We start from the raw sequence: 12,431 nt of genomic DNA, 5'->3' as shown, positions 1-12,431 counted from the left end.
TAATGATATGTTTAGAAATGCGCAACCGGCTGGATCGAACTACATGGCGTATTTTTCGTCTCGACCGACATCGACCAAACCCCCCAAGGCAGGCGCCGCCTTCAACGCCTTGAAGCGCGACATCATGCTCGGAACGCTGGCGCCCGGAACCGGGCTGACCGAGCTGGAGCTGGCGGCGCATTTCCAGTGCAGCCAGGGAACGGTGCGTGAAGCGCTGCTTCAGCTCCAGGAGGAGGGGCTTGTTCGCCGCCAGGGGCATCGAGGCACGCAGGTCTCGGAATGCACCGAGGACGAGGCGATCGAAATGTTCAGGCTGCGCCAGCAGATCGAAGGCAGCGGCATGGCGCGTGTGATGCGTGCGCCGAGCCGGACGCTGGTCAAGGAGCTCAATGGCCTCCTTGAGAAGATGCTTGTCGCGGCCGGAGCGGGAGATGAACTGGAACTCGCTTCGTTCGACCGCGACTTCCATCGCCGAATTTTCGAGGACGCCAACCTGCCGGCGCTTGATCCGATCCTGCATCGCTGCCTCGTCCACAATCACCGCTTCAAGATTTCCCGCAGCCCGATGGCGCGGGATCTCGAGGCGACGGCGTTGCGCCATCGCAGCATCATCGATGCGATCGAGGGCGGCGACGTGAGGCGCGCCACCGCCGCCATGCATCATCATATCGCGACCATCGTCGACTTCGGGCCGGAAGTCTTCCCGGAGGTAATCCAATGAGCGACGATATCGAGCTGTCGGATGTCTTGTCGGACGAGATGGCAGCGCTCATGGAGCGGGTTCTTGCCGAGCTGGGCCCGTTACCGGATCCTACAATGCTGCCGCCTGCGCAAGGTCGGGCGCAATCGCTTGCCGCCAATGTCCGCTGCAATGTCAATCTGCCGCCGATGGAAAGTGTGACCGAGGTCATGGTGGCGGAAGACCCGAGCCTTGGTTCGGCACGTTGCCGCCTCAAGGTGCTCGTGCCTTCCGGCGGCGGGGCTGGTGCCATTCTTTTCGTACACGGCGGCGGTTTTGCCTTCTGTTCGCCCGAAACCCACGAGCGTTGCGCCCGGGTTCTGGCACTCGAAAGCGGCCTGCCGGTCGTCATGCCTGATTATCGGCTGGCGCCGGAAAGCCCCTATCCGGCGGGCCTCAGGGATGTTGTTGCCACCCTGCGCAACCTTTTCGAGGTGACGGCCGATGCCGGTATTCGCCGCGGCCCGTTGCTGATTTCGGGCGACTCCGCGGGCGCGAACCTTGCTCTTGCGGCGATGCTGCATGAGCAAGCCGAAGGCCGCGCATTGCCGGATGCAGCGCTGCTCTTCTACGGCTGTTACGCACGGAGCTTCACGTCGCCTTCCTATGTCCGCTTCTCCGAAGGCCCGGGGCTGACGCGCGGCAAGATGCAGCGCTACTGGTCGTTCTATGCCGGCGAGCGCGCGATCGAGCAGGATCCGCTCGCCTGTCCTCTCGTGGCTTCCGATGCGGCCCTGGCCGCGCTGCCGCCGCTTTATCTGATGGCGGCGGCCGTGGATCCGCTTTTTTCCGACACCTTGGGCCTGGGCCAACGTCTCAAGGCTCTTGGCCGTGATGACGAGTTGCACATCGTGCCGGGCGTCATCCACGGTTTCCTGCAGAACACCAACGAACTTTCGGCCGCAAGGGAGGCTCTGGCGGTCGCGGGCAATGCAGCAAGGCGACTAACAAGACGTCCATGACGTAAACAATCAGGAGGAGGAGACTATGAAATTTCTGAAGACACTCGCGCTCGGGGCCGCTCTTGCGGCTTCGGCCGCTTTCAGCCAGGCCAAGGCGGAAACCGTCCGCTTCTGGTACCATTTCGACAATCCGGCGAACCCGATGTCGGATCTGGTCAAGAAATTCGAGACAGCCAATCCCGGCATCAAGATCGAAGCCGAGAACGTGCCGTGGAACAGCTATTACGATAACCTCTACACTGCGCTGGTCGGCGGCAACGCGCCCGATGCGGCCATGGTGAAGCTTTTCGCCCAGCCGCGGCTCGCCGAAATGGGCGCGCTGGAACCGATCGGCAAGCAGATCGACAGCTGGAAAGGCAAAGCAGACCTTCTGGACAACCTGCTCGAGCTGAACAAGGGCCCCGACGGCAAGCAGTATTATCTGCCGATCCAATACGTCGTCCTTTACCTCTATTATCGAACCGACCTCTTCCAGGCAGCCGGCCTGCAGCCGCCGAAGACCTGTGAAGAATTCCGCAACGCGGCCATCAAGCTCACCAATGCGCCGCAGACCTATGGTTTCGGCTTGCGCGGCGGCAAGGGCGGCTGGGACCAGTGGGGTGCCTTCGTGCTCTCCCAGGGCGCCGAGCTGAAGCCGGGCGGCCTGACCAAGCCGGAGGCGATCGCCGCAAACCAGTGGCTGGTGGATCTCTTCCAAAAGGACAAGGTCATTCCGCCGTCCGCGCCGAATGACGGTTTCCAGGAAATCGTCGCTGCCTTCAAATCCGGCAAGACGGCGATGACCATCCACCATATCGGTTCGTCCAAGGATCTCGTAGCCGCTCTCGGCGACAAGGTCTCCGCCGTGCCGGTTCCGAAATGCGGCAGTGGCCAGTGGACTTCCTACGGCGACGAGTCGCTCGCGATCTTCTCTTCGTCCTCGGTGAAGGATGCGGCCTGGAAGTGGATTTCCTTCCTGGCCGAGGGCCAGAACAACGTCGCCTTCAACAGCGCGACGGGTCAGCTGACGGTGACGAAGAGCGGTTCCGCCGACTGGAAACTCCATGAACGCCGTTTCGTCGAAGCGACCGTCCAGTCCTTGCCATTCGCAAAGGTGCTGCCGCAGACCTCGGCGGTCTCGGAATTCGTCAACACGGCCTGGCAGACGAACATGCAGCAGGCGCTGACCGGCCAGATCACGGCGAAGAAAATGATGGAACAGCTGCAGACGCTGTTTGCTCAGTAAAATCTCTCTCCGGTCCCGGCAGTGATGTGCCGGGACCTCCTTCTCCGCCGTGATCCACAGGCAGGATAAGCATGTCCCTATCGATCTCTTCCCCCACGCAGCGCCGCGCAACGCCCATATGGCGTTCCGAGCGGCGGCTGCCCTATCTGCTGCTTGCCCCCGCCGTCGTGGTAACCGTCGTCATCGTCTTCATGCCGATGGTGCAGGCGGTGTTCACGAGCTTCTACGATCTCATCCTGTTTCGGCCGAACGCCAGCAGGTTCGTCGGTTTCGGAAACTACGTGAAGCTGTTCAACGATCCGGTTTTCTGGACGGCGCTCTGGAACACGATCATCTGGATCGGCCTGACCGTGCCGCTGCAGATGGGGCTGGGGCTTATGGCAGCCCTGCTTCTCAACCGCGAATTTCCCTGGCGCGGTCTTGCGCGCGCCCTCATCATCATTCCCTGGGCATTGCCGAGCGTCGTGATCGCCCTGATGTGGCGCTGGATCTATGACCCGAATACCGGTGTGCTCAACGACATCCTCATCTACCTTTCGATCGTTCGCTCGGCGGTGCCGTGGCTGGCCGATCCGAATGTCGCGATCTACGCGATCATCGCGACGTTGACCTGGCAGGGTTTTCCCTTTTTCGCGGTGATGATCCTTGCCGGCCTGCAGGGCATTCCACGCAGCCAGTATGAGGCGGCGTCGATCGATGGCGCTTCTACGTGGCGGCAATTCGTGCATATCACCTTGCCGGGGATCGCGCCGGTGCTGGCAACGGCCGGGCTGCTCCGGGTGATCTGGGTCGCCAATTCCATGGACGTCATCTTCGTCATGACCGGCGGCGGTCCGGGTTATGCGACGCACACGCTGCCGCTCTACGCCTTCGTCAAGGCCCGCCAGAATCTCGATTTCGGATACGGCACGTCGATCGCCGTCACCTTCACCATTCTTCTGGGTGCGTTCGTGGCTCTCTATCTCGCCCGCACCATGCGCGAGGTGGAACGATGAGACAGCAGAGCACGTTTCGCCGGATCCTCACCACGGACCTGCCCGTCCTGGTGATCGTCCTCTTCGCCATGGCGCCGTTCGCCTGGATGATCCTGACGTCGCTGACGCCGACCGCCGTGCTTTCTGCCACCGGTGTATCGCTCTCGCCGCGTGGCTGGAGCCTCGACAACTATGTGCGGCTGGTCGAGCAGACGTCCTTCCTCAAGAACATGCTCGACAGCCTGATCATCGCCAGCGGTACGGTCGTCGTCGGCCTGATCGTCTCGGTTACGGCTGCCTACGCTTTCTCCCGGTTTCGCTTCCCCGGCCGCAAGCTGTTGATGCTGCAGTTCCTGCTGATCAACATGTTCCCGATCGTGCTGCTCATCCTGCCGCTCTTCGTGCTGATGCGCCGCTTCAACATTCTCGACACCCATTTCGGTCTGATCCTTGCCAACGCGACGGTGGCGATCCCGTTCGCGGTGTGGATGCTGACGAGCTATATCGGCGCCATCCCGAAGAGCCTCGATGAAGCAGCGATGACGGATGGATGCTCGCGGCTGACGGCGTTGCGCAAGATAGTCCTGCCGCTGACCATGCCGGGCATCATCTCCACCGGCATCTACATCTTCATCACCGCCTGGAACGAATATCTCTATGCCCTGACGCTTGGCGGGCGAAACGTAAGGCCGGTCACGGTCGCGATCCAGACGCTGATCGGCGAGTACCAGATCGAATGGGGCCTGCTGGCGGCCGGCGCCGTGGTCGGCGCCATGCCTGCAACCATCCTGTTCCTTCTCGTCCAGCGCCGCCTCGTCGGCGGCCTGACCCAGGGTGCGGTGAAAGGGTGAGAAATGGCCGGCTGAAAGAGCTCCGCCCTTATTCCTGACGCTCGTCACAGGGATGAGGGCAGCAAAACATTCGCCAGAAAGAACAACGGAATTATTGAGGAATTTGAAAAGGAAGTGACAATGAACCCCATCGGGTTGATTTCCATGCAATATGCGAGGCCTTTTACGGCCGAGCATTTCCCGCTGTTTGAAAAGATGCGTGAGCACGGTTTTGATTTCGTGGAGCTTCTGGTTCCGGAGGTCGGCGAACTCGCCATCGAGGAAACAAAAAAGGCGCTCGATGACGCCGGCCTCGGCGTGGTGCTCGCCGCCCGCGTCAACCTGCAGCGCAATCTCGCATCGGCGGATGCCGAGGCCCATCGCGCCGGTATCGACTACCTGAAATACACAGTCGATTGCGCCGCTGGCCTGGGTGCGAAGATCGTCGGGGGCCCGCTGACCGGAAATCCGCTGGTTTTCGCCGGACGCCCGCCGCAGCCGGTCGACGAGACAGAGCGGCTGGCTCGCAAGGAACGCTGCGTCAGGGGTCTGAAGGAGGCTGGCGACTATGCGGGCAAGGCCGGCGTGCTATTGGCCGCCGAACCGCTGAACCGTTTCGAAAGCGATGTGCTGTGCACGACGCAGCAGGCGATGGAACTGCTGGACGCGGTCGACAACCCGGCCGTCAAACTGATGCTCGATACCTTCCACATGCACATGGAAGAAAGCTCGATCGCCGAGGCGATCCTCCTTGCTGGTGAGCGTCTTGTGCATTTCCAGGCCAATGAAAATCACCGCGGGTTCCCGGGAACCGGAATGACCAACTGGGTCGAGGTCTGCCGCGCGCTTCACGAGGTCGGCTACAAGGGACCGGTATCGCTCGAGCCGTTCCGGCGCAGCGACGACCGTTTCGGCGTGCCATTCGCCCAGTGGCGCCCGCCGCACGAGGACGAAAGCAATCGCCTCGCAGCCTCCAGCGCATTCATGAAATCCCATCTCCTGCTTACGGAATATCGTCGATGACCTTGAAAATCGGTTGGATCGGTTGTGGTATCCACGCAACCCAGATGCTGCTTCCGCAGCTCGTGCGCCATGATATCGAGCTCGTGGCGATGTGCGATATCGACGGCAACCGTCTGAAGGACGCCGGCCGGCAATTCGGCGTCGCCAATCTGACGACGGACGCGCAGGCGCTGCTTACGACCCCGGGGATCGACGCGGTCGGAATGGCTGTCGGGCCGGATCAGCATCTTGCCTTCGGCAAGGCGGCGCTCGAACGGGGCCTGTCGGTTTTCATGGAAAAACCGCCATCGGGCTCTGCCGCCGGTGCGCGCGAGCTTCTGGCCGCTTCCGAAAAGGCAAAGAAGCCGCTGCTCGTCGGGTTCATGAAGCGATATTCGATCGGCAACCGCATGGCGGCGAACATCGTGAAATCCGGCCGCTTCGGAGACGTGCTGGGCCTGACCGGCTACTACATGACGGCCCCCGGCTATTTCGTCGGCAACGTCGATTACACCGGCTTCTTCCTGCATCATTGCGTCCACTACATGGACCTTGTGTCCTTCCTGGTTTCACCGGTTCGTTCGATCTCCACCCGCAAGGTCGAAAAGACGCCGGGACGGCTGCTTTTCCATGTGGCTTTCGAATTCGAGTGTGGGGCGATCGGCAATATCGCCATGGGTACGGTCCAGTCGCGGGGCACTCCGGTCGAGCGGATCGAGCTGATGGGCGACCATCAGCGCATCGAGGTGGACGACGTGATCGAGATCCGCTGGCATCGCAACCCGCCCTTCAAGATCGACGACCTCGGCGCGACGCTGAAGGAGGATTGCGACACGCTGACCTGGAAGCCGAATTTTACGGCGGCCGCCAACGAGGACCCGAAAGGATATCACGCATTGCTGGCCGACGTCGTCCCGGCCTTAAGGGGAGCTTCGACGCCCGCCCCGACGATCGCCGAAGGCGTCATTGCCATGGAACGGTTGGAAACGATGCGGCGTGAACTGGCACTTTGACCTGACGCGGCCCGCCCGACGAGAATTTCCCCGCCCGACGGTCTGGGATCAGTGAAAGGCTTCGGCGAGACCTCCGCCGATGCCGCTTGTGCCTCCGGAAAGGAGCGCGTTGTCTGTCATCTGCACATTGCCGTGTGCTTAAATTCCCCGCCCGGCTTTCAATCGAGGATCGCCGGGCGAAGCGTCGTTTCGCACCATTGGCGGAAGCTTGTGGGCGTGGTGTTGTCAGCACTTCGCTCGACGCCGAGGTCGAGGCCGCGGTTCTTCGCGTCTGCCATGTCTGTCATTCCGTGGGCCATTGCTTCGGAATACCCGAACTGCAAGAACCGGGCTTTATAGGCGTCGAGCGGAATCTGCTGGAACCGTATCGGCCTGCCGAGCACATCGGACATGATGTCCGCCATGTCATTGAAGGAGATGTTCTCTGGACCGAGGACCGCGACTTCTTCTTGACCTGTCCAACTCTCGTCGAGCAGCAGTCGCGTTGCGACGGCCGCGATGTCGCGGGTAGCGCAGCTCGGCAATTTCAGGTCGCCATCGATCGGCGAAAAGAAGGTTCCTTGAGCCTTGATCACCGCAGCCTGCATGAGGGTGTTGTCCATGAACGACGGCATGGTCAGTGCCCTAAAATTCACGCCAGTGGCCGCGATCAAGTCGTCCATCGCAAGCGAGGCCGTGACATAACCGGCCTGGTTGGCGAGCGGGGTGGTTCGACCAAGCGCACTGACGCTGACGACGCGTTTGACACCGCAGGCCTTCAATGCTTGGGCAGCCGGCTTACTAAAGTCGACATAGGCAGCCGTGACGCTGTCTGCCTTCGAGTCGGCAGGCACCAGCCAAAAGACGGCATCGGCGCCTTCGAACGCCTGGTTCACGACATTGGCATCGGCATGGGAACCCGAAACGATCTCAACCCGGTTGCGAATGGAATCGGATAGCCTGGACGGATCGCGGACGATGACGCGCACGGAGGCGCCGCTCTCAAGCAGTTTCTCAACGAGTTGATGGCCGATATCGCCCGTAGGGGTCGTGACTACAATCATGGCATGCTCCTTATGTTCTCGCGGGTCGATGTCGTTCCTCGTCCAGGACCAACGCCGAAGCTCGCCGAAACAAATAAGGCGTTGCTCGCAGACGATCCATGCTCCATGGTCTCGATTATCGTCGAGATCGTCCGGAAAACGTATGGATCCTCTGTCCGAGCTTCTTACCCTGCTAAAGCCCAGCAGCACCATTTCGTCCGGCTTCGACGCCGGCGGGGATTGGTCGGTGCGGTTCGGCGACCAGCAGCGCCAGATCAAATGTTATGTGATCCAATCGGGCGGGTGCTGGTTGGCCGTGGATGGCGTCCGGGACGCGGTACGCCTCGAGCAGGGTGACTGCTTTGTGCTTCCGCGCGGATTGCCGTTCCGGCTTGCAAGCGACCTCAATCTACCCCCGATCGATGCCTCCACGATCTTTCCGCCAGCCCGTGCCGGCGGAATGGTGACCCTCAATGGAGGGGGTGGCTTTTCCCTGGCGGGATCCCGCTTTGCGGTCGGTGGTCATCACGCCGAACTGCTGCTGGAAATGTTGCCGCCCATCGTGCACCTCAGCCAGGAAGCGGAGCGGGACGCCTTGCGCTGGTCGATCGAACGCATGATGCAGGAAGTTCGTTTAAACCAGCCTGGCGGCTACCTCATGGCGCAACATCTTGCCCATATGATGCTGCTCCAGGCGCTTCGCATGCATCTCGCGAATGGTCATCAGGGCACGGGATGGTTCTTTGCCTTGTCGGACAAGCGTCTGAGCAGTGCAATTCGGGCCATTCACGCTGACCCTGCAAGACATTGGACGTTGACGGAGCTTGGCGAGACAGCTGGCATGTCACGCTCGGTATTTGCGGAACGCTTCAGGGCAACTGTCGGAGAGACGCCGATCGACTATCTGTCGCGATGGCGCATGCTTCTTGCCTGCGACCGGCTCGAAAAGGGGAATGATCCCATCTCCGTTGTTGCGCCGGCGCTCGGCTACCAGTCCGAGAGCGCCTTCAGCAAGGCATTCAAGCGAGTTGTCGGGTGCTCGCCGCGACAATATCGCGGGCAGGCGGACACCTCTCCTGAAACAGAACTCGCACCCTGATCCAGATAGACAGCAAGCGTCTCTCGCCACGCCCGAGACGTCGTCGGTTCGGAATGCAAGGTGCTACAAGAAGCTTGCGTCGAACAACTCGTGGGAATAGCTCGCGTGGGTCACGCCCGCCTGCAGATCCGCCTTGGTGAGTTCGTCGACGAACACGCCATTCTGCATGACGAGCACCCGATCGCACATATGGGAGATCACGGAGAGATCGTGACTGACGAGAATGAACGTCAGATTGCGTTCCTCCCGCTGGTCTGCCAGCAGATTGAGCACTTCCGCCTGGATCGAGACATCGAGCGCCGAGGTCGGTTCGTCGAGAAGCAGGATCGGCGGCGACAGGATCAGCGCACGCGCAATCGCCACGCGCTGACGCTGGCCGCCGGAAAGTTCATGCGGGAAACGGCTGGCGAAATGCACCGGCAAGCCAACCTGTTGCAGCGCTTCCGCAACCCTTGCCCAACCGTCGCCGGCGCCCATTGACCGGATGGGTTCGGCGAGCGCTGTCCCGATGCGGTGCCGCGGATGCAGGGAGCCATAAGGGTCCTGAAACACCATCTGGGCAAGCTTCAACTCGTCGCGCGTGCGGACCTTGCCGACCCGCTTGCCGTCAAACGATATCGATCCTGTCCATCCTCCCTCAAGGCCCGCCAGCGAGCGCAGCACCGTCGATTTGCCGCAACCGGATTCGCCGACGATGCCGAGCGCTTCACCGCGGCTCACGGCGAAACTGACACCGCGTACGACATGATTGCTTTTATCCTTGGAGCCATAGACGACATCGAGGTTTTCGACCTTGATCATGGATTGATCTCCACTTCGATCGATTTGCGATCGAGGACTTTCAGGCGCCTGACGGGATGTTTGGGATCAGGCATCGCAGCGATCAGGCCCCGAGTGTAGGGATGCGCTGCATCTTCGAGCTTGCTCAGCGTTTCGACGACGCGGCCGGAATACATGACCAGAATGCGCTCGCAAAAAGCAGCGACCATGCGGATGTCGTGGCTGATGAGGATCAGGCCGGAGTTGTTCTCCCGTACCAGTTCATCGAGCAGCGTCAGAACGTCCTTGCGTACGCTGACATCGAGCGCAGACGTCGGCTCATCTGCGATCACGAGCTTGGGGCGCGCCAGAAGCATCATCGCAATCATCACGCGCTGGCCCATGCCGCCGGATATCTGGTGCGGGTAAAGAGACAGGACGCGATCCGGATCGTTGATGCGCACCCTCGCCAGCATGTCGCGGGCGTGCGCAACGGCAGCCTTGCCACCGACGCCAAGATGCAGCTTTGCAGCCTCGGCGACCTGTTTTCCGATGGTCAGGACAGGGTTCAGCGAATAGCGCGGGTCCTGCATGATCAGGGCGATGTCTTTGCCGCGAAGGCGTCCCATCTGTCGTTCGGTCTTTTCCAGCAACGGGCTGCCGAGGAAATCCATTCGCTCGGCGGTCACGCCGGCACGCTGCGGCAAGAGCCGCATGATGGCGCGGCCGGTGGTCGATTTGCCCGAGCCGGATTCGCCAACGATGCCGATGCGCTCCCGCCCCACGTCAAAGCTGACATTGGAGACCGCCGGAATGGAGTTTCGGCCGAAGCGGACGTTCAGGCCACGAACGGACAGGACAGGCGTTTCATCAAGATCTGGCATGGCGCGGGTCCAATAGATCGCGAAGCGTGTCGCCGGCGATGTTGAAGGCAAGGCTCGTCAACAGGATGGCGACGCCGGGCATCACCGCGACCCACCAATAGTCGAGCATGAATTTTCGCCCGCTGGAAATCATCGCACCCCATTCCGGCAGTGGCGGCTGCGCGCCGAGACCGAGGAAGCCGAGGGATGCGGCCGTCAGGATGATGCCTGCCATGTTGAGCGTCAGCCGCACGATCACCGAGGGAATACACATCGGAGCGATATAGAGAAACAGGATGCGCATTGGCGAAGCGCCATAAAGCCTAGCGGCGGCCACGTAATCCGCATTTCGCACGACGAGTGCTTCCGCGCGTGCAAGTCGGGCTATCGGCGGCCAGGCCGTCAGCGAAATGGCAACGATCGCGGTTCCCAAGCCTGCCCCGAGAGCCGCGGCGAAGGCAAGCGCCAGGATCAGTGACGGAAACGACAGGACGATATCCGTGGCCCGCATCAGGATAGCATCGGTGCGTCCGCCGAAAAAGCCCGCGACGACGCCGATCACGAGGCCGATCGGGCCGACAATCACCGAGACGGACAGGACGGTCTGGATGGTGATGCGCGTGCCGTAGACAAGACGGCTGAAGATATCGCGTCCGAATTCATCTGTGCCGGCCAGATGCGCGAGGCTCGGAGGCTGAAGCGCGTCGCCCAATGTCTGGGCCGCGGGATCGTAAGGTGCGATCCACGGCGCAAAGATTGCGACCACAACCAGGATGGCGAGGATGATGAAGCCCACCATGCCAAGTGGTTCGTCGGCGAGTTTGCGCAGGATACGGGAGGTGGAGTTCCATATCCTGGTGCCGATTGCCGGCGGCTGAATGATGGCGTCGTCCTGAACGATATTGCTCATCGTGCGGCCTCCCGGGTACGCGGATCAAGAAGCGCGTAGGCGATGTCTGCAATGAAATTCAGGAGCATGAAGATGAAACCAACAATGATGGTCGCCGCGAGAATTGCGTTCATGTCGCCGATCATGAGGGCGTTGGTCATGTACTGACCGATACCTGGCCATGAAAACACGATCTCGGTGACCACGGCGCCTTCCAACAGGTTGCCGTAAGAGATCGCGAGGACCGTGATCAATTGAACGGCGATATTGGGCAGGACGTGGCTGATGACGGTGCGGACCGGGCCGACGCCCTTGGCGCGTGCGGCGATGACATAGTCCTGGTTGAGCTGCTCCAGCGTGAATGCCCGGGTCATGCGCGTGATATAGGCCATGGCCATATAGGCAAGGATGCAGGCCGGCAGGATGATATGCGACAGGGCGTTCCAGAATATGTCCGTCTCGCCTTCGAGCAGGCTATCGACGAGCATCAGTCCTGTGGTCGGTTCGATCAGGCCTTCATAGAAGACATCGACACGGCCGGGGCCGCCGACCAGATTGAGGCCGGCATAGAAGATAACCAACCCCACGATTCCGAACCAGAAGACCGGGATCGAATGCCCGACCAGTGCAAAGACACGCGCAAACTTGTCGATCGCGCTATCCCTGAAAAGACCGGCCGCCAGGCCGAGAGGAACGCCGATCAGAGTGGAAATCAACACCGCGAGCGTTGCAAGTTCCAGCGTCGCCGGGAATGCCTGGGACAGGTCCTTGGTGACCGCGTTGCCGGTCAGGATGGCTGTGCCCATATCGCCGTGCAGCAGTCCCCAGACATAGACGAAGAATTGCTGGTAGAGCGGCAGATCGAGGCCAAGCCTGACGCGCATGGCCTCGTAGGCTTTCGGATCGGCGAGTTCGCCGACAATGGCCCCGACCGGATCGGTCGGCATGACGCGACCGATCACGAAGGTGACGCACAACAGGATGAACAGGCTGACGATCAGATGGAGAAGTCGTCGTCCCAGCTCGGCTAACGAAAGTTCCTTCATGATCGGCT

The 12,431-nt window shown here is 61.2% G+C and carries 13 protein-coding genes; 8 read left to right on the top strand and 5 right to left on the bottom strand.

Annotated features, from left to right (window positions below; genetic code table 11):
* Positions 1-43 precede the first annotated feature (43 nt).
* From RG540_RS30625 to RG540_RS30595, 7 genes are all read left to right on the top strand, one after another.
* A complete protein-coding gene (locus RG540_RS30625) occupies positions 44-721 on the top strand; it encodes a GntR family transcriptional regulator (protein ID WP_041366136.1) in 678 nt (225 codons plus the stop codon).
* Positions 718-1,701, top strand: a complete 984-nt coding sequence (locus RG540_RS30620; protein WP_041366135.1) for an alpha/beta hydrolase — start codon at positions 718-720, stop codon at positions 1,699-1,701. The genes RG540_RS30625 and RG540_RS30620 overlap by 4 nt, the downstream gene beginning before the upstream one ends.
* 25 nt (positions 1,702-1,726) lie before the next feature.
* Positions 1,727-2,926, top strand: coding sequence for an ABC transporter substrate-binding protein (locus RG540_RS30615; RefSeq protein WP_041366134.1), 1,200 nt, complete (start codon positions 1,727-1,729; stop codon positions 2,924-2,926).
* Positions 2,927-2,997: 71 nt separating this feature from the next.
* Entirely contained in the window at positions 2,998-3,921 is a 924-nt protein-coding gene (locus RG540_RS30610) for a carbohydrate ABC transporter permease (RefSeq protein ID WP_051909922.1), read from the top strand.
* Positions 3,918-4,751, top strand: a complete 834-nt coding sequence (locus RG540_RS30605; RefSeq protein WP_041366133.1) for a carbohydrate ABC transporter permease — start codon at positions 3,918-3,920, stop codon at positions 4,749-4,751. Before RG540_RS30610 ends, RG540_RS30605 begins: the two co-directional genes overlap by 4 nt.
* Before the next feature lie 120 nt (positions 4,752-4,871).
* Positions 4,872-5,753 carry a sugar phosphate isomerase/epimerase family protein gene (locus RG540_RS30600; RefSeq protein ID WP_041366132.1) on the top strand — a complete coding sequence of 294 codons (882 nt, stop codon included), beginning with the start codon at positions 4,872-4,874 and terminating at the stop codon, positions 5,751-5,753.
* Complete coding sequence (locus RG540_RS30595; RefSeq protein ID WP_041366131.1) at positions 5,750-6,745, top strand: Gfo/Idh/MocA family protein; 996 nt, start codon at positions 5,750-5,752, stop codon at positions 6,743-6,745. Before RG540_RS30600 ends, RG540_RS30595 begins: the two co-directional genes overlap by 4 nt.
* Positions 6,746-6,903: 158 nt before the next feature.
* Here the strand turns inward: RG540_RS30595 and RG540_RS30590 are convergent, their stop codons facing one another.
* A complete protein-coding gene (locus RG540_RS30590; protein ID WP_041366130.1) occupies positions 6,904-7,788 on the bottom strand; it encodes an NmrA family NAD(P)-binding protein in 885 nt (294 codons plus the stop codon).
* 142 nt (positions 7,789-7,930) lie between these two features.
* Between RG540_RS30590 and RG540_RS30585 the strand changes: the two genes are divergently transcribed.
* Entirely contained in the window at positions 7,931-8,866 is a 936-nt protein-coding gene (locus RG540_RS30585; RefSeq protein WP_041366129.1) for an AraC family transcriptional regulator, read from the top strand.
* 63 nt (positions 8,867-8,929) lie between these two features.
* On the opposite strand, the gene RG540_RS30580 is transcribed toward RG540_RS30585, so the two are convergent.
* From RG540_RS30580 to RG540_RS30565, 4 genes are read right to left on the bottom strand one after another with little or no spacing between them, the layout of a single operon-like run.
* Positions 8,930-9,667 (bottom strand): ABC transporter ATP-binding protein, encoded by a 738-nt coding sequence (locus tag RG540_RS30580; RefSeq protein ID WP_041366128.1) that lies wholly within the window; start codon positions 9,665-9,667, stop codon positions 8,930-8,932.
* The gene (locus RG540_RS30575) at positions 9,664-10,509 is read right to left on the bottom strand and encodes an ABC transporter ATP-binding protein (protein ID WP_041366127.1); all 846 of its coding nucleotides are present in this window, start codon (positions 10,507-10,509) and stop codon (positions 9,664-9,666) included. Before RG540_RS30575 ends, RG540_RS30580 begins: the two co-directional genes overlap by 4 nt.
* On the bottom strand, positions 10,496-11,398 hold the full coding sequence (locus RG540_RS30570; RefSeq protein ID WP_041366126.1) for an ABC transporter permease: 903 nt from the start codon (positions 11,396-11,398) through the stop codon (positions 10,496-10,498). The genes RG540_RS30575 and RG540_RS30570 overlap by 14 nt, the downstream gene beginning before the upstream one ends.
* The gene (locus RG540_RS30565) at positions 11,395-12,423 is read right to left on the bottom strand and encodes an ABC transporter permease (RefSeq protein WP_041366125.1); all 1,029 of its coding nucleotides are present in this window, start codon (positions 12,421-12,423) and stop codon (positions 11,395-11,397) included. The genes RG540_RS30570 and RG540_RS30565 overlap by 4 nt, the downstream gene beginning before the upstream one ends.
* Between the last annotated feature and the right edge of the window lie 8 nt (positions 12,424-12,431).

This window comes from Neorhizobium galegae bv. orientalis str. HAMBI 540 (assembly GCF_000731315.1).
GTDB lineage: Bacteria > Pseudomonadota > Alphaproteobacteria > Rhizobiales > Rhizobiaceae > Neorhizobium > Neorhizobium galegae.
The sequence above is the reverse complement of the archived record's forward strand: the minus strand, read 5'-3'. Positions and strand labels throughout refer to the sequence as shown.